The following is a 17,827-nucleotide window of genomic DNA, read 5'->3' as shown; positions in this document are numbered from 1 at the left end:
CGACAGCCACCGCCGCGGCGCCGCGCGGCCCCGGCTGTCCGACGCGGCGGACTGGCAGCGGGCGGTCGAGTCGGCCCAGCCGCGCGGACTGCCCGGATTCGATGACGGCATCGCGCTGCTGGACCTGCTCGAAGGGCTGCCGGCCGAGCGCCGGGAGGCGTTCGTCCTCACCCAGCTGCTCGGCCTGCCCTACGCCGAGGCCGCCGAGGTCAGCGACTGCCCCGTCGGCACGGTCCGTTCCCGCGTGGCCCGCGCCCGGGCCGCTCTGCTCGGCCTGCTCGACGCGGCGGAGGAGCCCGCCACCCCGTCGGCGGCCTGAGTGGTCGGACAGGGTGGGGCCGACGGCGCACCGCCGGCCCCACCCGGGTCCCCGCGACGGCCGCGCGCGGAGCAGAGAGTTCCGCTCAGTCCGCCTCCGTGCCCGGTTCCCCATCCCCCGGCAGACGTCGGCCGACCAGCAGGACCGCACAGGCCCCGGCCGTCAGCAGCCCACCGGCGAGGAAAGCCCCCCGGGCACCGGCGAGCGGCAGGAGCAGACCCCCGAGGGCGGCGCCCGCCGCGATACCGGCGTTGTACACACCGGAGTTCGCCGCGAGGGCGAGGTCCGTACGGCCCGGTGCCCAGTGCAGCATCGCGTTCTGGGCGGTCATGAACACCGGTCCGAGCGCACCGCCCATCAGGACCAGGCACACCACCGTCATCCCCTGACGGCCGCCCGCCGCGTACAGGCCGAGCATGCCGGCCGCCTGCGTGGCCACGGCCGTGGGCAGCGCGGTGTGCGGGAAGCGGTCCAGCAGTGCCGCGGTGACGCTCACCCCGGCCAGACACGCGGTACCGAAGGCCGCGAGCAGAGCGCTGACCGTGCCCGGCGCGAACCCGCTCACGTCGTCCAGGAACGTCACCAGGTAGGTGTATCCCGCGAACGCCCCGGTGGCGGAGAGGAATCCGGCCGCCAGCACGGTCCCGAACCGGCGGACGTCGGGGCTGGTGCCGTAGGCGGCGGGCCCCTCGTCCGGGCGCGAGGTCGGCAGCAGGACAGCGATCGCCACGAGGCAGACCAGCCCCGGGACGGCCAGGGCGGCGACCGGCACCGGCCAGCCGTGCCGCCGGCCCAGCCACGTCCCGGCGGGCACACCGAGGACGAGGGCGAGCGAACCGGCCACGGACAGCGCCCCGACCACGCGCCCGCGCACATCGGGGGCGAACAGGCCCACCGCGACGGGTCCCATCACCGCCCAGAACAGCGCCTGGGCGAGGGCGGTCAGCAGCCGCGCGCCGAGGAGCACCCAGTACGAGGTGGCCACGGCCGCGGCCGGACTGGACACGACCAGCGCGGCCAGGACCCCCGTCAGCACATGGCGCCGGGGCACCGCCCGCAGGGCGTGGGCGAGCGGCAGGGAGGCGACGGCCACCGTCACGCCGTAGCCGCTGACCAGCAGCCCGACCGCCGACAGCGACACCCCGAGGCCGTCGGACATGAGGTCGAGGAGGCCGACCGGCAGGTTCTCCGCGGTGTTGAAGGTGAAGGCGGCCAGCATCAGGGCCGCGAGCACCACCGGCCCGTGCCGTGCGGCCGGTCCCACCGGGGCCCGGCGGTCCCGTCCCGGCCTGGCCCACCGCGCTCGTTCCGTGACACCGCCCATGGCATCAGCTCACCGGCCGCGCCGGTCCCGCCGCAACCGAATTCGGGGCCGGCCGCCACGGCCGGGGCGTCCTGTGTCAGGCGCATGTGCCAAGTCCGCGTGGCCGCTTCACCCGCCCCTCTGTTCAGATGCCGTGCGATAGGGTACGAGCTGTTTGGTTTAATTTTCAGCTTGGGGGAGGGTCCATGGCTCAGCAGGAGCGAGCTGTCCGGACCCGGCGCGCTGTTCTGGAAGCGGCGGCGGCCGTCTTCGCGGAACGCGGATACGCGGCCGCCACCATCGCCGAGATCCTCAACCGGGCCGGCGTCACGAAGGGCGCCCTGTACTTCCACTTCGACTCCAAGGCGGCGCTGGCGCGGGGCGTGCTGCAGGAGCAGATGCGGACCGAGTACCACCTGCCCCGCGAACTGAAGCTCCAGGAGTGGGTGGACGCGGGCATGACCCTCGCCAAGCGGCTGCCGCAGGAGCCCGTACTGCTCGCCGGTGTCCGGCTCTCGGCCGACCTTCAGGGCCGCGACGTCCTCGGCAGCGCCTGGCCGGCCTGGGCCCGGACGACCTCGTGCGTGCTGGCGGAGGCGAAGGAACGCGGCGAGGTCCTGCCGCACGTGGACCCCGAGGAGACCGCCCAGGTCTTCCTCGGTGCCTGGATCGGCGCGCAGTTCGTCTCGCAGGCCCTGGCCGGCTGGGCCGACCTGGACGACCGTATGTCGGCGCTGTACGGCCACATCCTCCCCGCCATCGCGGCCCCGGCCGTCCTCGTCCGGCTGGACACCGCTCCGGACCGGGGCGCCCGCGTGATCGCCGAGGTCCAGCGGCAGTCGCAGGCCCTCGCCGGCCTCTCCGCCTGACACCGGCCGCCGCGCCGGGATCCCGTGTGCGGCCGTCGCCCCCGGCGGCGCCGACGGCACGCGTGCCGGCGAGTACCAAACCGCTGAGACGGTTTGCCGCGCGGTGTTCTCTGAGCGCGCCGACCGGGGATCGTCCCTGCGGCCCACGGTCACGCCCGGCCGGCCGCGGGGACGAGACCGGGGGCGAACCGGAAGGAGACCGCCTCCATCAGCGGCTTGCGCTTGGTGTTGTGGAAGGCGGCGATCCGCCACGCGCCGTCCGCCTCCCGCACCAGCGTGTACGTCTGCACCTTGCCGAGACGGCGGGGCCGCCTGCCCTTGTACGTGTCGCCGCGCCCGCTGACGACGGCCGTGTCCGGCCCGGGGAAGCGGACGCCGACGACCTCGTCCGCGAGCCGGGTGTCCTTGAGGAAGGTCGAGAAGAGCACACGGTGGCTTTCGGTGATGTCCCGGCGCCCCTGGTAGAGGGTGCCGACATAGGTGGCGTAGCTGGCGTCCTCGGTGAACAGCCGGCCGTAGGCGTCGGCGTCGTGCTCGTTCCATGCGGCGACCAGTGCGTCGAGGACGGCGGTGACGGCGGCGGTGTCGTGCGCAGCGGGCATGGCGGAGGTCTCCCCTCGTGGTTAGACTGGAGCAGAGTCTTACTGAGAACAGTATCTGCATACGTGCAGAGATTTGGGAAGGGGACCACCGTGCCGAATCCCGGGAGCGGCGGGGACGACGAACACGTGATCTTCCGTCAGTACCTGGACGCCGTGGGCCTCCAGGGCCTGGCCAGCGCCGAGGCCGCGGGTCTGCACACCTCCGAGTGGTACGCGCTCAGCCTGCTCACCCGGGAGGGCAGCCTGACCTCGGGCGAACTCGCCACCCGCACCGGGCTGACCACCGGGGCCACCACCCGGCTGATCGACCGCCTGGAGCGCGCCGGATACGCGCGCCGGACGGCCGACCCGGCCGACCGCCGGCGCGTGCACGTCGAACCGGTCCCGGACGCACTCGACCGCGTGGAACAGGTCGTGGGCCCGGCCCGGCGCCGTCTCGCCGAGGTCCTCGCCCACTACACGCCCGACCAACGCGCCCTGATCTTCGACTACTTCGCTCGCGCGGCCCCCGCGTTCCGCGTCGCGACCGAGGAGATCCGGGCGGCGGCCCCGCGCAGGCGGACCAGGAAGACCGGCTGACCCGAGCGGACCGGCGCCCGGAGCGTGGCATCATCACCGTCGTCCGGACGACCGCTGCCCACCGGGAGGGCGCAGGCCACGATGACCGACTGGGAGTGGGACGAGACCCTCTTCGCGGGCGCCGCCCCCTACTACCAGCGGGGCCGGCTGCCCTACGCCCCCGGTCTGGTCCCGCGGCTCGCCGAGGTGCTCGCGGCCGACGGCACCGGACGCCTCCTCGACGTGGGGTGCGGACCGGGCACCGTCACCCTCCCGCTGGCCCCCCTGTTCCGCGAGGCCGTCGGCGTGGACCCGGATCCCGGCATGCTCGCCGAGGCCGCGCGCGGGGCCGCCTCCGCCGGGCTGGCCGACACGACCCGCTGGCTCCGGCTGCGCGCCGAGCATCTCCCGGCCGGTCTCGGCACGTTCGACGTGGCGGTCTTCGCCCAGTCCTTCCACTGGACCGACCGCGAGCGCGTGGCGCGGACCGTCCACGGCATGCTCCGGCCCGGCGGGGCCCTGGTGCACCTGGCCGACCTGAAGACCGAACGCCGTACGACCGCCGGCCTGCCGCACCCGGCCGTGCCCTACGCCGCCATCGCCGGCCTGGTCCGGCGGTACCTCGGCCCCGTCCGCCGCGCGGGCCGCGGTCTGCTGCCGCAGGGCACCCCCGGCGGCGAGGCGGCGGTCCTGTCCGGGGCCGGATTCGCGGGCCCCGAGCGGCATGTCGTACCCGGCGGACAGGAACTGGTGCGCACCGCGGACGACGTCGTCGCCTGGACCTTCTCGATGTCCTTCTCCGCCCCGCACCTGTTCGGCGCGGACCGCCCGCTCTTCGAGGCGGACCTGCGCCGTCTGCTCCTGCGTGCCTCCCCGGAGAGCCGGTTCGCCGAACGGGTCCCGAGCACCGAGGTGTTCGTCTGGCGCCGGCCGCGGCAGGCCGACTCCCGGGCCGGCGGAGCCGGATGACAGGGGCTCAGGTCCGGGCCGGCCGCCGCGCTCCGGAGGACGCCTGTCCGGAAATATGGCCGGTTCCCGTCTCCCGCCGGGCCCACGTGTGTCCGCCGCGAAGACGTATGTCCACGGTCACTAGGATGTGAGGCCAAGACAACCATGCGACCGGCCGTTCGTTGCGGGCCGGTCGGGGTCGCCGATGCCAGGGACCGCTCCCCGGGCTGCGGTGATCTTCCTTCCCAGGAGGACCCTCCGCATGTTCCGACGAATAGGCAACGCCGTCGTCCGTCATCCCATCTGGACGATCGCGGCGTGGCTGATCGCCGCGGTGGCCATCGTCGCCACCGCTCCGAGTCTGCCCTCGAACAGTGACGAGAGCAGCTTTCTGCCCAAGAGTTACGAGTCCATCCAGGCGGCGCAGCTCCAGGAGAAGGCGTTCCCCAGCGCCTTCACGCCGTCCGCGATCGTGCTCTACCAGCGCACCGACGGCGGCAAACTCACCGCCGCCGACCTGCGTGACGTCGCCCGCATCACGTCCGAGCTGGGCGAGAAGCACATCGACCAGGTACAGAAGGTCGTCCCCGGCCAGCCGTCCAAGGACGGCAGGTATGACCTGACCCTGGTCCAGATGGACAGCAAGAACGCCGGTCAGCCCAAACAGGCCGACGCGGCCAAGGAGTTGCGTGACGAGGCCAAGGAACTGGCCAAGGGCACGGATCTCGAAGCCAAGCTCGGCGGTTCCGCCGCACAGGCGCTCGACCAGCAGGACTCGTCCAAGCGCGGCGAGGCACTGATCGGTATCGGCACCTTCGCGATCATCCTGGTGACCCTGCTGATCATCTTCCGGGCGCCGATCCTCGCCGTACTGCCCCTGGTGCTGATCGGTCTGGTGTCCGCGGTCGCCAACGGGCTGATCGCCTACGCCACCAAGCTGTTCGGGCTGGAGGCCAACAGCTCGATCTCGTCCATCCTGATCGTCGTGCTCTTCGGCGTGGGCACGGACTACTTCCTGTTCCTGATATTCCGTTACCGCGAGAGCCTGCGGGCCGGCGACGAGCCGAAGGAGGCCATGGTCAACGCGGTCGGCCGGGTCGGCGAGGCCATCGCCTCGGCGGCCGGCGCGGTCATCATCGCGTTCCTCGCCCTGGTGCTGTCCACGCTCGGCTTCCTCAAGCAGATGGGCCCGGCGCTCGCCATCGCGGTCGGCGCCACGCTGGTCGCGGGCCTGACCCTGATCCCGGCCGTGGTCTCGCTCATCGGGCCGAAGGTCTTCTGGCCCTCCAAGTCCTGGAAGACGGAACCCGAGAACGCCCGCTTCGCCGCCCTCGGCCGGGGTGTCCAGCGCCGCCCGGCGCTGACCGCCGTCGTCTCCGGTCTGGTCCTGCTCGTCCTGTCGCTGGGCACCCTCGGCTACAAGGCCACCTTCGACCTGGCGTCGGGCTCCATGCCCAAGACCAAGGAGTCCATGGTCGTCCAGGACGAGATGCAGAAGGCGTACTCGGCGGGCGCCGCGGCACCGACCGACGTCTACCTGTCCAGCACCGACGGCAAGCCGCTCGACAAGTCCGCCTTCGGCGCGTACGCCAGGAAGCTCGGTGCCGTGGACGGCGTCGCGAGCGCCCGCATGACCCAGGTGAACAAGGCGGGCACCACCGCGGACTTCACCGTCACGCTCAAGTACGAGGCGTCGACGGACAAGGCCATCGACGCGGTGGGCAAGGTCCGCGACGTCGCGCACTCCGCGGCGCCCGAGGGCACCAAGGCGCTCGTCGGCGGCATGTCCTCGATCTACAAGGACATCAACGCGGCGGTCAACCACGACTACCGGACGGTCTTCCCCGTCGCCGCCGCCCTGATCATGGTCATCCTGGGGCTGCTGCTGCGCAGTGTGGTCGCGCCCTGGTACCTCATCGCCTCCGTGGGCCTCGGCTTCGGCGCCACCCTCGGTGCCACGGTGTGGATCTTCCAGGACGCGCAGGGCCACTCGGGCCTGATGTTCATGCTGCCGGTGATCATGTACCTCTTCGTGGTCGCGATCGGCACCGACTACAACATCCTCATGATCGCCCGGCTGCGTGAGGAGGCCCGCGAGGGCCGGGAGCCGCGCGAGGCCGCCGGCATGGCCCTCCGGCACGCCGGGCCCACCGTGGCCGCGGCGGGCTTCATCCTGGCGGCGACCTTCGCCACGATGATGCTGGCGGGCAACTCGCTGCTCTCGGAGATGGGTTTCGCGGTCTCCTTCGGCATCGCGGTCGCCGCGTTCGTGATGGCGATGTTCTTCACCCCCAGCCTCACGGCCCTGATCGGCCACGCGGCTTGGTGGCCGGGCCACGCCGACCGGGCGAAGACGCCGGCCGCCGCCACCGGCACCGGAACGGTCGCCTCCGGCCCGGCCCGGGGCGAGGACGACCGGGACCCGGCCGGCCGCCGCGGTTAGCGGAGGCCGGTGAGACCGATCGGCCCTGCCGGCCGCCGCCGTGAGCGGAGGTCGGCAGGGCCGTTCGACTCCGTCGGGTGTCGTGACGGGGGGCCGTCGCTGAGGCCGGTCGACTCCGCCGGTGTCATGACGGGCGGGGCCGGTGCGGTTGGTCGGTCCTGCCGGGTGTTGCGGGTCGTGGCGGTCGGTGAGGCCGGTGCGATCCGTCGGGTGTCGTGACGGGTTGCGGTCCGTGAAACAGGTCGCCCCGTCAGGCGTCGTCACGGACGGCGGTCGGTGAGGCCGGTGCGATCCGTCGGTGACGGTCCGTAAGACCGGTGCGAACCGTCGGCGGCGGCCCGTAAGGCCGGTGCGATCCGTCGGTGTCGTGACGGGTGGCGGTCGGTCTGAGTGACCAGTCCTGCCGGGCCGCACGGCCCGGCAGGACTTTTTCGTGCCCGGCGCGTGGACCGGCCGGTCCGGTCAGCCGGTGGCGGCGGAGCCGCGGAAGTAGTGGCCCTCGTCCAGATCCGCGAGGAGACCGGGCTGGACCGGTTCCCAGCCCAGCAGTTCGCGGGTCAGGGCGCTCGACGCGACGGTGTCGAAGCCGAGCGGGCCGCTCAGCCAGCCGAAGTGCTCGGCAACGGCTTCGGGCGCCACGGAGGTCACCGGCACGCCAAGGTGACGGCCGATCACTTCCGCGATGTCACGGAGCGCCAAACCCTCCTCCGCCGCACCGTGCAGCACCGAGCCGGCCGGCGCCTTCTCGGCCGCGAGCCGGAACAGCCGTGCGGCGTCGAGGCGGTGCACGGCAGGCCAGCGGGCGGTGCCGTCGCCGGGGTGGCCGGAGACGCCCTTGGCGCGGGCGATGCCGACCAGGCTCGCGACGAAACCGTTGTCCCCCTCGCCGTGGCAGGTGGGGGAGAGTCGCACCACGCTGGAGCGGACCCCGCGTTCGGCGAGTGCGAGGGCCGCTTCCGCGGTGGTCTGCCGGATCGCGAAGTGCGAGCCCTGGAGCGCGGGCCTGTCCCGCTCGGTCGCGAGCCGACCGGGTGCGACCCCGAGCAGCCCGGAGGCCAGGACGAAGGGCCGGCCGGTGCCGGCCAGGGCGTCGCCGAAGGCGTCCACGGCACGGCGGTCGGCCTCGGCCGCCTCCTGGAAGCCGCCGCTGAAGGCCACGTCGTGCTTGAAGGCGAGGTGGATCACCCCGTCCGAGGCGGCGGCCGCGTCCCGCAGCACGCCGAGGTCGTCGACGGTGCCGCGGACGGCCTCGGCCCCGGCGGCGGTCAGCGCGGCGGCGGAGGCGTCGGAGCGGGCCAGCCCGACGACTTGGTGTCCCGCCTCGATGAGGTCGGGCACGAGGGCGGAGCCGATCCAGCCGGACGCCCCGGTCACGAAGAAACGCATGGGAGGACCCCAGACTCTTGATGTCAGTGACTGTCATCGACCCTAGCACTCCATGTCAGTGACTGTCATCGCGTAGGATCGGCGCATGGGCAGATGGGAGCCGAACGCGCGCGAGCGCCTGGCGGAAGCGGCGTTGGAGCTCTACGGCGAGCGCGGGTACGAACAGACCACCGTGGCGGAGATCGCCAAGCGGGCAGGGCTGACCGAGCGGACCTTCTTCCGCCACTACGCCGACAAGCGCGAGGTGCTGTTCGGCGGCTCCCGCGAGCTGGAGGAGCTGTTCGTGCGGGCGGTCGCCGACGCGCCGGCAGGCGCCGCGCCGATCGAGGCGCTGGCGGCAGGACTCGACGCGGCCTCGGAGGTCTTCGCCGACCGCCGCGCCTACGCGCGCGCCCGGCACGCCGTGATCACGGCCAACGCGGAACTCAAGGAGCGTGAGCTGGTCAAACTCGCCTCCCTGTCGGCCGCGCTCGCCGGCACCCTGCGCGGGCGGGGCGTCCCGGAGCCGGCCGCCAGCCTCGCCGCCGAAGCGGGTGTGGCCGTCTTCAAGATCGGCTACGAACGGTGGTTGGAGGCGCCCGACGACCGGGACATGGTGCGGCTGGTGCGCGAAGCGCTGACCGCGTTCAAGGCGGTGGCCGCCGGCGGCTGAGCCGGGGTGGAAGACCGCCCGCCGCACCCCGCGCCCCGGCTGGGCACCGGTACGTCGAGGCGGGCCCGGTGCCGGTACGGCTCACCGGGTCGCGTCCGCCAGTCCCTGGAGGATCTGCACCGCCCGCTCCGCCTGCTCGTACGGCACGAAGAGGTGGTCGTGGTGGAAGCCCGCGACGACGTTGCAGCTCAGGCCCGCGTCGGCCAGCGCCCGGGCGACCGCGGCGGTCAGCCCCACCGCGTCCAGCGCGGAGTGGACGCGCAGGGTGATCCACCCGGCCACGTAGTCGTACGCCATCCCGGCCGCGTCCGCGTCCGCCTGCGGCAGCACGAGGGTCAGGCCCTCCCGCTCGGCGACCGTGACCACCGGGGAGCACCCGGACGGTACGCCGCCCTCGGCCATGGTGAAGACATAGCGGCCCGGGTTCAGCTCCGGCCGCATGCCGCCAAGCAGGGTGCGCAGATCCGTCTCGCCCGTCACAGGTCCCACCCTACGGGCCGCGCCGGCGACCGGCCGCCCGGTCCAGGTGACCTGGTACGCCGACGGGGTCCGAGCGCGCGGCACGTGCTCGTGTGAGCCCTGTACGCGCCCCCGTGCGTGCGACAAGACTGCGCTGTCGCGGGCAGCGGCCGGACGCCGCCCGCTCGTCCGAGCCCAGGAAAGGCAGGTCGGCCGCTGTGCTGTTGCGTCTGCCCACGTCCGTGTCCGAAGCCCGGGAATGCCTGGCCGAGGGGGCCGTGCCGATAGGCGGGGCGACTCTCGTGTGGGCGACGTGGCAACGGGACGGCTTCCCCGAACGAGCCGTGTCCCTGCGGGAGTTGCCGGAGGCGAACGTCGTGGGCCGGGAGACCGTGGGCGGCGCCGTGGTGCTGCACCGGATCGACGAACGGGTGCCGGACGTCCTGCGGCTGGCCGCCGCCACGGTCGGCACCGGCGCCGTACGGCGGACGGCGACGGTCGGCGGCAACATCGTCGGAAGCACCCTGCGCTGCCTGCTGCCCGCCGCGCTCGTCCTGGACGCCCGCGCGACCGTCCTGGAACCCGGCGGCGTCCGCGAGGCCGACCTGGCCGAGGTCGTCGCCAAGCGGCCCGTGCTGCTCAGCCTCCGCTGGCGCACGCCGGTCGCCTCCGCGTACCGCAAGCTGCCCGGCGAGCCGGGCGGCGCCCCACCCCTCGTCGTCGCCTCGGCCCTGCACGCGGGGCACGGCACGCCTCGCCGTGTGCGGGTCGCCGTACGCGACGGTTACGAGGTGCTCAGCGGCATCGCACCCGGTGACGCCGACGCCGACGAGATCCTCGACGCGCTGCGCGGCACGGCCCTCGGCGACCTGCCGGCCGACGCGTGGGACGTCGTACGCCCCCAGGTCGCCGCCCTGACGGAGAGCCGCGACGGCGACCGGCGAGACCGCTGACCGGCAACGCCGCCTGCGGAAGCGTGGTCCTCCTCATGACCCGCGGCGCGCGGCCGAAGGAGCGTGTGCCGGTCTCCGGCACGGCGGCCACGGCGCGGGCGGAGCCGTGAGCGCCGCCGGCGTGTCATCGTGGCGGTATGGCGACGGAACAGGACGTGGCGGTGTTGGTCGGGTTGCAGGCTTCCGGCAAGTCCACCTTCTACGCGCAGTGCCTGGCCGGCCGGTACGCGCTGGTCAGCAAGGACCTGTTCCCGCGAGGTGCCCGGAACAAGCAGGGCCGGCAGATGCGCCTGGTGGCGGAGCACCTGGCGGCCGGACGGCCCGTGGCCGTGGACAACACCAATCCGTCACCGCAGGAGTGAGGCCCGCTGGTGGAGGCGGCACACGCCCACGGCGTGACGGCGACGGCCTACTGGTTCCCGCCGGACGTGACGGCTTCCCTGCGGCGCAACGCGGCGCGCGAGGGCCGCGCCCGGGTCCCCGACGTCGGCGTCCTGGCCACGCTGAAGCGGCTGCGCAGACCGTCGCCGCGGGACGGCTTCGACGCGGTGCGCGAGGTGCGCTTCGACGGGCGGGGCGGTTTCGAGGTGGGGGACCCAGGCTCGTTCGTTTGAAAGGAGACCGGCCGTGGACGGATGGTACGTGGACGACCGCTGCGTCAACTGCGACGTGGCCCGGCAGTTCGCGCCCGGGCTGATCGGCGAGGCCGACGGGAAGTCGCGGGTGCTGCGCCCGCCGGCCGACGAGGCGGAGAACCGGCGGTTGCACGCGGCCGTCTTCGCCTGCCCCACCCGCTCGATCCGGCCGGTGACCGGCCGCGCGGACCCGGCTCTGGACCCGTTCCCGCTGGCCCTGGACGACGGGGTGATGATCTGCGGCCACAACTCGCCCCAGACCGCGGGCGCCAACGCGTACCTGCTCCTGCGGCCGTCCGGCACCAGCATGATGATCGACACTCCCCGTTGGAGCCGTGCCCTGGCCGAGCGCTGCACGGCATCCGGCCCGGTCACCGACGTGCTGCTCACCCACCGCGACCACGCCGCGCACGGCCGCCGCTACGCCGACCACTTCGGCGCCCGGCTCTGGATCCACGAGGGCGACCTGGACGCCGCCCCGGACGCCGACCAGGTGATCCGCGGACTCGAACCGCTGGAGATCGCCGCGGGCGTCACCGTCCACCCGCTCCCCGGCCACACCAGGGGCAGCGTCCTGTATCTCGCCGACGACCGGTACTGCTTCAGCGGCGACAGCTTCTACTGGTCCCGTACGACCGGTGATCTGGAGGTCGCCGAGACCGTGACCTGGTACTCCATCGAGGTCCTGGCCGACTCCCTGGCGAGGACGGCGGGGCGGCTGCGGTTCGAGTGGGTCCTGCCGGGCCACGGCGACCGGCTCCGGCTGCCGGCCGGGGAGATGTCCCGGCGCCTGCGCGGGCTGACCGAACGCACGCGCCTGCTGCGGCCCCGTCCGATCGACTTCACGAGCGTGCGCTGGTGACGGGACACCCCACTGTTCCCTGACAGGCAACACCCGGGGCGCTGTCAGGATCACCGTCCCCACGGCGGTTCCCTACCTTTTCCGGTGCACAGGGTCCGACTGAAGGGGACGGGAATGAAGCGCAAGGCGATCGCATGGGTGCTGCCCGCGTTACTGGTGGCGCTCAGCGTGGTGGGCTCCGGGGCTCCGTCCTCGGCGCAGGACGGGAACCGAAGCGCGGTCACGCCGACCACGGCGGTCGGACCGCAGTACGACACCACGCACGTCTACGTCACCCCCGGCGCCACGGACGCGTTCGTCGCGAGCTGGGAGGCGACCTTCGGCGGGACCCACACGGCCAAGGTCGTCACGACCGTCACCCCGACGCCCAGCACGACCGAGTCCCAGCTGGTCTTCTCGCCGGTCGGCACCCTGTCCGTCTTCGACTTCACCACGCCCGTGCCCTATCCGTTCGGCGCCGAACGGACGGGCTGGCTCATGAGCGACTTCGACGCGGGCGTCCGGCTGGCCCGCAGCAGCGGGGCCCAGGTCGTCGTCGCCCCCTTCGACGACCCCGTCGGGCGGGACGCGATCGTCCAGTTCCCCGGCGGGGTCAACGCCCAGTTGTACTGGCACACCAAGGCTCCGTCGTACGCGCCACTGGCGACCGTGCCGGACAACCGCGTCTATCTGACGCCCGATTCGGCGGACGCGTTCCTCCGCGCCTACCTGCGCTTCACCGGCGGCCGGATCGTCGCCGACCAGCGGGCGGCGGACGGAGGCGACCTCGGCCGGCCGGGGGAGCGGTACCGGCGCGTCGCCCTTCGCTCCCCGTTCGGCGACACGGTCGTCAGCGTCACCGACGGCCACCTTCCCTACCCGTTCGGCCGGGAGACCACCGGCTACGCGGTGAAGGACCTTCCGGCGACGCTGCGCAAGGCCGGGGCATCGGGCGCGAAGATTCTGTGGGGGCCGTACGCTTCGGGGGACCGGTCCTCCGCGATCGTGGAGTTCCCCGGTGGCTATGTGGCCGAACTGCATGAGGGAGGGGAGCGCGGGTGACCGACGCGACGATGGGCGACGAGGTGTACCAGCCGGACGGGTCGGAGGTGCAGGACGACGCCGGCCTGCTGGACGCCTCCGACACCCTGGACTACCGGAGCGGCGAGGAGGCTCTGGACGAGGGGTACTCACCCCCGGAGCGTCCCTGGGGCGTCGAGCACACCGGCGTCACGGCGGCGGAGCGCTGGCGCGGGGAGAGCCTGGACGAGCGGCTCGCCGAGGAAGTACCGGACATCGGTGTGCCGGAGGGCGACGGCATCGGCGACACGTGGGGCACGGACGGTGAACTCATCGACGACGAGGTCGGCGACGAGCGCGCCGGACGGCTCGTCGCGCCGGACGAGGGCAGCCATGAGATCACCGAGTCCGACCTGTTCGCCTCCGACCGGGGACTGGACGGCGCCGGGGCCTCGGCGGAGGAGGCCGCGATGCACGTGATCCCCGACTCCGACGGTTACTGAGGCGTCGACCGGCGGTAGCGGCGTCCCGCACGGGCACCCGGCCGGCCGGCCTCACTTCAGGCCGGTGTCGGTGATCCCGGCGGCCAGGTGGCGCTGGGCGGCGACCAGCAGTACTGCCGCCGGGACGGACGCCAGGACGGCGGTGGCCATGACGGCGTTCCACTGGTTCGTGTGGGCGCCGAGGTAGTCGTAGATCCCGACGGTGACCGGTCGCACCGCGTCCGTGGTGTTCAGGGTCAGCGCGAACAGGAAGTCGCTCCAGGCGAACAGGAAGGTGAAGAGGCCGGCGGTGATCAGCGCGTTGCGGCTCGCCGGGAGCACCACGGACCACAGGACGCGGACCCGGCCGGCACCGTCCACGCGGGCGGCGTCGATGATCTCCCCGGGGATGCTCCGCATGAACGCGCGCAGGACGAGGATCGCGAAGGGCACGCCCGCGGTGGAGTCGGCGAGGATCAGCCCGCCGTAGGAGTTCAGGAGTCCGAGGCCGGTGTAGGCGCCGTACAGCGCGTTGGCCACGACGACGCCCGGCACGGTCTGGGTGACCAGGATGCCGAACAGCACGACCGTGGTGCCCCGCAGGCGGAGCCGGGCCAGCGCGTAGGCCGCCGGTACGGCCAGTCCGAGGCTCAGCACCGCACTGCCGAGGGCCACGACCAGACTGGTGACCAGGTTGCGTCCCTGATCGCGCAGCGCGGTGGCGTAGCCGTCGAAGTCTGGGCGGCGGGGGAACCAGCCTGCCCCTGGGACGCTGCCCGCCGGTTGCAGGGAGGCGTTCACCATCCAGTACACCGGGAACAGCATCAGCGCGAGCAGGCCGATGCCCACGACCGTGGACAGCCGGCCCCGCGCGGGTCCGCGCTTCATCGAAGGGCCCCCTCAGGTGGTCCGGGAGCGCCGGTCGGCGCGCAGGTGGACGAGGGCGAAGGCGAGCGAGGCGAGGACGAGAACGTTGCCCAGGGCGGCGCCGCGCCCGAAGTCGAGCTGCTGGAAGGACAGTTCGTACGACCGGGTGGCCAGCGTCTGCGTCGCGCCGGCCGGTCCGCCGCCCGTCACCACGAGGATGATGTCGAGCACCTTCACCGTGTAGACGACGCCCAGCACCAGCACCACGCCAACCACGGGCCAGGTGACATGGCGGAACGACGCCATCCGGCCGGCGCCGTCGAGCGTGGCCGCCTCGTACAGCTGGGCCGGGATGTCCTGGAGACCGCCGTACAGGATCGCGGTGTTGAAGGGGATGCCCACCCAGATGTTGACCAGGATCACCGACACGAGCGCCTCGGAGGTGCCGGTCAGCCAGGGGATGCCCGAGGACACCAGGTGCAGGTCGCGCAGCGCCTGGTTGACGATCCCGCTGTCCGTGTCGAGCATCCACCTCCACGTCGTCCCGGAGACCACCAGGGGCAGCAGCCACGGAAGCAGCAGCAGCGACCGCAGCAGGCCGCCGAGCGGGAACCTCCGCCGGAAGAACAGGGCGAGGGCCAGCCCGGGCACGAACTGCCCGGCGATCGAACCGACGGTGAAGACGACTGTGGTGAGCAGGGCCTGCCAGAACACGTCGGTCGACAGGGTGTGCGTGTAGTTCCGCAGACCCACGAAGGGTGCGGTGCCGGTGTAGAACGTCGTCGCCGAGTACTGCTGGAAGCTCATCACGACGTTCCTGACGAGCGGGTAGCCGAAGAACAGCAGCAGGTACACCACAGCGGGCAGCAGGAACAGCCACCGGGAGACCCGGGACCACAGCCGGGCCCGGGCCGCCGTCCGCGCCGGCCCGGACCGGTCAGGAACCGGTGACGATCCGCTGCGCATGCCTGAGCGCTTCCTCCGGCGTCTGCTCACCCGTCAGCGCGGCCTGCACGGCGGTGTAGATCCCGGTCGCCGCCCGGGGCCACGCGACGCCCAGCTTGGCGGTGCGGGACCGGGCCCCCTCCACGCTCTTGACGAAGGCGGCCATCGACGGGACCCGCTCGGCGTACCGGGACGCCACCGAGGAACGGGAGGGCACGGTGTGGTACTGCTCGGCCAGGGCCAGCATGTTCTTGGAGTCGTTCAGGCAGGCGAGGACCCGGGCGGCCTTCCGCTGCCGGGCCTCGTCGGAGTTCTGCGGGACCGTCCACACCTCACCGCCGAGCGGCGTGACCAGGGTCTGGCCCGGCCGGCGGACGGGGAGCGGGGCCACGCCCCAGTGCAGGCCCTTCGTCCTGTCCATCGCGGACATCCGCCAGGGGCCGTTGACCATCATGGCCGCCCTGCCGGCGACGAACTGGTCGTGGACGTCGGCCTGGGTCCAGTTCAGCACCGACTTCGACATGGACCCGCTCCTGACCAGGTCCACCCAGAGCTGAAGGGCCTGCGCGGCCTGCGGGGTGTCCAGCCGTGTCTCGTCGCCGCCGTTGGACCACAGGAAGGGCAGGAACTGCCAGGTGCCCTCGAAGGTGGCGTTGGCGTCCACGGCCATGCCGTAGCGGCCCGGGCGGGTGAGCCGTGCCGCGGCCCTCTTCAGCTCGTCCCAGGTCTTCGGCACGGCGACACCGGCCTCGGCGAGCATGTCCTTGTTGTAGAAGAGGGCGACCGTGCCGGCCGTGGGCGCGAGGCCGTACACCTTGCCCCGGTACGTGCCCGCCGACAGGATGCCCTTGCTGTAGCCGGCGGCGTCGATGCCGTACCGCTCCAGCGGTGTCAGGGCGCCGGTCCGCGCGATCTGCTGGAGGTCGGGATTGTCGAGCATCAGCAGATCGGGCAGGGTCCGCGACGACGCCTGCCGCAGCACCTGCGGGACGAGCGACGACCCCGGCACGCTCCGGTGCTCGACGGTGACACCGGCGGCCTTGCCGCAGGCGGTGAGCAGTTCGCCCCACTGCGCGTGCTCGGTCGCGTCGGTGTAGTAGTCCAGGGCGGTGAGGGAGGTCACCTTGCCGTCGGCGGATCCGGAGCCGGTTCCGCCGCCGCACCCCGCGGCGGTCAGGATCAGGGCGAGCGTTCCGAGGAGAGCGGTGGTCCGCCGCGCCGACGGTCTGGCCGCTGCGTTCATGGGGTGGTGCCTTCCCGAGCGTGGTCCGGTACCGGACTGCCCCGGGTTCGGATGAGATGGTCCATACCGGCATGTTCCGGTTCGAGCAGGGATGGTACCGGAAACCTACGATCGGATGGTCAGCAGATTTCCGATAGTCAGTGCAGGCGTCCCTGGTCACCGCCCCGGCCGGAGGCCTCCCGGATCATCGCCGCCACGGCGTCCGGCCGTGACAGCGGCACGGCGTGCGAACCGTCCACGACGTGTTCGCTGGCCGCCATGCGCTGCGCCATGAAGCGCTGGGCGGTGGGGCTGAGCATCCGGTCGGCGGCGGCGATGGCGTACCAGGACCGCTTGCGGGCCCACGCCGGCGGGCCCGATCTCTCGGTCAGCGCACCCCGCGCGATCGGGCGCTGCGCCACGGACAGCACGTTGCCGACGCCGGGCGCCAGATCGGCGGCGTACACGTCGCGGAAGCGTTCCCGGCGGATGTACAGCTCGCTGTCCGGGTCCGCCGCAGACCGCGCGGGAAGCCCGGCGGCGACGGTCGGATCCGGCCCCGGCATCGGGGAGAAGCGGTTCGTGACGTCCAGCAGGCACTCGCCGGCGTCCAGCCCGAACCCCGCGACGTAGCACAGCGCCACGACGTTGTCGGCGTCGGCGTCGGTGATGACCGCGCCCCCGTAGCCGTGGCCGGCCAGCACGACCGGGGTACCGATCTGGCGGACCACGCTCCGGAGGTAGGCGGCGTCGTACGCGAGACCGCGCAGCGGGTTCGCCGGCGCGTGCACGCGAAGCCCGGTGGCGTGCAGATGCCGGATGACCCCCGCCCAGGACGAGGCGTCGGTGAACGCCCCGTGCACGAGCACGACGGTCGGCGGTGAAGGCGTACGTCCGGGCACCTCGGTGACCTCCGGGTGGGTGGGTTCTCCAGCCAAGCCCATCCAGGCCGCCCCGGCATCGCGTGAACGTACCAGGAGCCGCTCACGCGTCGGGCAGGGCCATCACCAGGTTGGCCAGCTGGACCCGGGAGTTGACCGACAGCTTCCGGAAGGCGGACGTCAGATGCGTGTTGACGGTGTGCGGGGAGACGACGAGCAGTTCCGCGGCCGTACGGTTGCTGTGCCCCGCCGCGATCAGCCGGGCCACCTTCTTCTCCGAGGCGGTCAGGGCCTCCCAGCCCTGGACGGGGCGCTGCCCGTCCGTCGTCCGGCGGCCGGCGGCCCCCGCACGCCGCAGATCCCGCTGGACGTGGGCCGTCACGGCGTGCGCGCCCGACGCGGCGAACAGGTCCCGGGCCCCGGTCAGCTTCTTGGCGGGTGG

21 protein-coding genes are annotated in these 17,827 nt (G+C 73.0%); 12 read left to right on the top strand and 9 right to left on the bottom strand.

Features of this window, described 5'->3' with window-relative positions:
* The coding region (locus ABZV94_RS33705) for a sigma factor-like helix-turn-helix DNA-binding protein (protein ID WP_356347265.1) at window positions 1-319 on the top strand (319 nt) is incomplete at its 5' end.
* 85 nt (window positions 320-404) lie between these two features.
* Here ABZV94_RS33705 and ABZV94_RS33700 read toward each other — a convergent pair.
* Window positions 405-1,538, bottom strand: coding sequence for an MFS transporter (locus ABZV94_RS33700; protein WP_356347269.1), 1,134 nt, complete (start codon window positions 1,536-1,538; stop codon window positions 405-407).
* 290 nt (window positions 1,539-1,828) lie between these two features.
* Here ABZV94_RS33700 and ABZV94_RS33695 point away from each other — a divergent pair, with 290 nt between their 5' ends.
* A complete protein-coding gene (locus ABZV94_RS33695) occupies window positions 1,829-2,491 on the top strand; it encodes a ScbR family autoregulator-binding transcription factor (RefSeq protein ID WP_356347263.1) in 663 nt (220 codons plus the stop codon).
* Between the two features lie 149 nt (window positions 2,492-2,640).
* Here ABZV94_RS33695 and ABZV94_RS33690 read toward each other — a convergent pair whose 3' ends face one another.
* The gene (locus ABZV94_RS33690) at window positions 2,641-3,093 is read right to left on the bottom strand and encodes an SgcJ/EcaC family oxidoreductase (protein ID WP_356347261.1); all 453 of its coding nucleotides are present in this window, start codon (window positions 3,091-3,093) and stop codon (window positions 2,641-2,643) included.
* 90 nt (window positions 3,094-3,183) lie between these two features.
* Here ABZV94_RS33690 and ABZV94_RS33685 point away from each other — a divergent pair, with 90 nt between their 5' ends.
* From ABZV94_RS33685 to ABZV94_RS33675, 3 genes are all read left to right on the top strand, one after another.
* A complete protein-coding gene (locus tag ABZV94_RS33685) occupies window positions 3,184-3,672 on the top strand; it encodes a MarR family transcriptional regulator (RefSeq protein WP_356347259.1) in 489 nt (162 codons plus the stop codon).
* A gap of 81 nt (window positions 3,673-3,753) precedes the next feature.
* The gene (locus ABZV94_RS33680; protein ID WP_356347257.1) at window positions 3,754-4,620 is read left to right on the top strand and encodes a methyltransferase domain-containing protein; all 867 of its coding nucleotides are present in this window, start codon (window positions 3,754-3,756) and stop codon (window positions 4,618-4,620) included.
* Window positions 4,621-4,861: 241 nt separating this feature from the next.
* A complete protein-coding gene (locus ABZV94_RS33675; protein WP_356347255.1) occupies window positions 4,862-7,042 on the top strand; it encodes an MMPL family transporter in 2,181 nt (726 codons plus the stop codon).
* A 462-nt stretch (window positions 7,043-7,504) separates the two neighbouring features.
* On the opposite strand, the gene ABZV94_RS33670 is transcribed toward ABZV94_RS33675, so the two are convergent.
* Complete coding sequence (locus tag ABZV94_RS33670) at window positions 7,505-8,428, bottom strand: SDR family oxidoreductase (RefSeq protein WP_356347253.1); 924 nt, start codon at window positions 8,426-8,428, stop codon at window positions 7,505-7,507.
* A gap of 85 nt (window positions 8,429-8,513) precedes the next feature.
* Here ABZV94_RS33670 and ABZV94_RS33665 point away from each other — a divergent pair, with 85 nt between their 5' ends.
* Entirely contained in the window at window positions 8,514-9,080 is a 567-nt protein-coding gene (locus tag ABZV94_RS33665) for a helix-turn-helix domain-containing protein (RefSeq protein WP_356347251.1), read from the top strand.
* 81 nt (window positions 9,081-9,161) lie between these two features.
* Here the strand turns inward: ABZV94_RS33665 and ABZV94_RS33660 are convergent, their stop codons facing one another.
* The gene (locus tag ABZV94_RS33660; protein ID WP_356347249.1) at window positions 9,162-9,560 is read right to left on the bottom strand and encodes an ACT domain-containing protein; all 399 of its coding nucleotides are present in this window, start codon (window positions 9,558-9,560) and stop codon (window positions 9,162-9,164) included.
* Window positions 9,561-9,781: 221 nt separating this feature from the next.
* Between ABZV94_RS33660 and ABZV94_RS33655 the strand changes: the two genes are divergently transcribed.
* The 6 genes from ABZV94_RS33655 to ABZV94_RS33630 all read left to right on the top strand — a co-directional run bounded on the left by ABZV94_RS33655 (window position 9,782) and on the right by ABZV94_RS33630 (window position 13,491).
* On the top strand, window positions 9,782-10,492 hold the full coding sequence (locus ABZV94_RS33655) for an FAD binding domain-containing protein (protein WP_356347247.1): 711 nt from the start codon (window positions 9,782-9,784) through the stop codon (window positions 10,490-10,492).
* A 137-nt stretch (window positions 10,493-10,629) separates the two neighbouring features.
* On the top strand, window positions 10,630-10,854 hold the full coding sequence (locus tag ABZV94_RS33650; protein ID WP_356347245.1) for an AAA family ATPase: 225 nt from the start codon (window positions 10,630-10,632) through the stop codon (window positions 10,852-10,854).
* 9 nt (window positions 10,855-10,863) lie between these two features.
* Entirely contained in the window at window positions 10,864-11,106 is a 243-nt protein-coding gene (locus ABZV94_RS33645) for a hypothetical protein (RefSeq protein ID WP_356347243.1), read from the top strand.
* A 13-nt stretch (window positions 11,107-11,119) separates the two neighbouring features.
* Window positions 11,120-11,989, top strand: coding sequence for a ferredoxin (locus ABZV94_RS33640; RefSeq protein ID WP_356347241.1), 870 nt, complete (start codon window positions 11,120-11,122; stop codon window positions 11,987-11,989).
* A gap of 114 nt (window positions 11,990-12,103) precedes the next feature.
* The gene (locus tag ABZV94_RS33635) at window positions 12,104-13,030 is read left to right on the top strand and encodes a glyoxalase (RefSeq protein ID WP_356347239.1); all 927 of its coding nucleotides are present in this window, start codon (window positions 12,104-12,106) and stop codon (window positions 13,028-13,030) included.
* Window positions 13,031-13,041: 11 nt separating this feature from the next.
* On the top strand, window positions 13,042-13,491 hold the full coding sequence (locus ABZV94_RS33630; protein ID WP_356347267.1) for a DUF5709 domain-containing protein: 450 nt from the start codon (window positions 13,042-13,044) through the stop codon (window positions 13,489-13,491).
* Between the two features lie 51 nt (window positions 13,492-13,542).
* On the opposite strand, the gene ABZV94_RS33625 is transcribed toward ABZV94_RS33630, so the two are convergent.
* The 5 genes from ABZV94_RS33625 to ABZV94_RS33605 form a co-directional block, all read right to left on the bottom strand.
* Window positions 13,543-14,358 (bottom strand): carbohydrate ABC transporter permease, encoded by an 816-nt coding sequence (locus ABZV94_RS33625; RefSeq protein WP_356347237.1) that lies wholly within the window; start codon window positions 14,356-14,358, stop codon window positions 13,543-13,545.
* Between the two features lie 12 nt (window positions 14,359-14,370).
* Window positions 14,371-15,303, bottom strand: coding sequence for a sugar ABC transporter permease (locus ABZV94_RS33620; protein WP_356347235.1), 933 nt, complete (start codon window positions 15,301-15,303; stop codon window positions 14,371-14,373).
* The gene (locus tag ABZV94_RS33615; RefSeq protein ID WP_356347234.1) at window positions 15,275-16,525 is read right to left on the bottom strand and encodes a sugar ABC transporter substrate-binding protein; all 1,251 of its coding nucleotides are present in this window, start codon (window positions 16,523-16,525) and stop codon (window positions 15,275-15,277) included. The genes ABZV94_RS33620 and ABZV94_RS33615 overlap by 29 nt, the downstream gene beginning before the upstream one ends.
* Before the next feature lie 137 nt (window positions 16,526-16,662).
* Window positions 16,663-17,442 carry an alpha/beta hydrolase gene (locus ABZV94_RS33610; protein ID WP_356347232.1) on the bottom strand — a complete coding sequence of 260 codons (780 nt, stop codon included), beginning with the start codon at window positions 17,440-17,442 and terminating at the stop codon, window positions 16,663-16,665.
* A gap of 46 nt (window positions 17,443-17,488) precedes the next feature.
* The coding region (locus ABZV94_RS33605) for a helix-turn-helix transcriptional regulator (RefSeq protein ID WP_356347230.1) at window positions 17,489-17,827 on the bottom strand (339 nt) is incomplete at its 5' end.

Origin of the sequence: Streptomyces sp. NPDC004658 (genome assembly GCF_040609555.1) — a bacterium.
In the GTDB taxonomy this organism is placed as follows: Bacteria; Actinomycetota; Actinomycetes; order Streptomycetales; family Streptomycetaceae; genus Streptomyces.
Note: the sequence above shows the minus strand (reverse complement) of the source record. Positions and strands in the feature narration are given on the sequence as shown.

Excerpts from the sequence above, each read along its gene's own strand:
- ABZV94_RS33700 (WP_356347269.1), bottom strand. The coding sequence starts at position 1,538 with ATGCTGGCCGCCTTCACCTTCAACACCGCGGAGAACCTGCCGGTCGGC.
- ABZV94_RS33695 (WP_356347263.1), top strand. The coding sequence starts at position 1,829 with ATGGCTCAGCAGGAGCGAGCTGTCCGGACCCGGCGCGCTGTTCTGGAA.
- ABZV94_RS33690 (WP_356347261.1), bottom strand. The coding sequence starts at position 3,093 with ATGCCCGCTGCGCACGACACCGCCGCCGTCACCGCCGTCCTCGACGCA.
- ABZV94_RS33680 (WP_356347257.1), top strand. The coding sequence starts at position 3,754 with ATGACCGACTGGGAGTGGGACGAGACCCTCTTCGCGGGCGCCGCCCCC.
- ABZV94_RS33675 (WP_356347255.1), top strand. The coding sequence starts at position 4,862 with ATGTTCCGACGAATAGGCAACGCCGTCGTCCGTCATCCCATCTGGACG.
- ABZV94_RS33670 (WP_356347253.1), bottom strand. The coding sequence starts at position 8,428 with ATGCGTTTCTTCGTGACCGGGGCGTCCGGCTGGATCGGCTCCGCCCTC.
- ABZV94_RS33665 (WP_356347251.1), top strand. The coding sequence starts at position 8,514 with ATGGGCAGATGGGAGCCGAACGCGCGCGAGCGCCTGGCGGAAGCGGCG.
- ABZV94_RS33650 (WP_356347245.1), top strand. The coding sequence starts at position 10,630 with ATGGCGACGGAACAGGACGTGGCGGTGTTGGTCGGGTTGCAGGCTTCC.
- ABZV94_RS33635 (WP_356347239.1), top strand. The coding sequence starts at position 12,104 with ATGAAGCGCAAGGCGATCGCATGGGTGCTGCCCGCGTTACTGGTGGCG.
- ABZV94_RS33630 (WP_356347267.1), top strand. The coding sequence starts at position 13,042 with ATGGGCGACGAGGTGTACCAGCCGGACGGGTCGGAGGTGCAGGACGAC.
- ABZV94_RS33625 (WP_356347237.1), bottom strand. The coding sequence starts at position 14,358 with ATGAAGCGCGGACCCGCGCGGGGCCGGCTGTCCACGGTCGTGGGCATC.
- ABZV94_RS33620 (WP_356347235.1), bottom strand. The coding sequence starts at position 15,303 with ATGCGCAGCGGATCGTCACCGGTTCCTGACCGGTCCGGGCCGGCGCGG.
- ABZV94_RS33615 (WP_356347234.1), bottom strand. The coding sequence starts at position 16,525 with ATGAACGCAGCGGCCAGACCGTCGGCGCGGCGGACCACCGCTCTCCTC.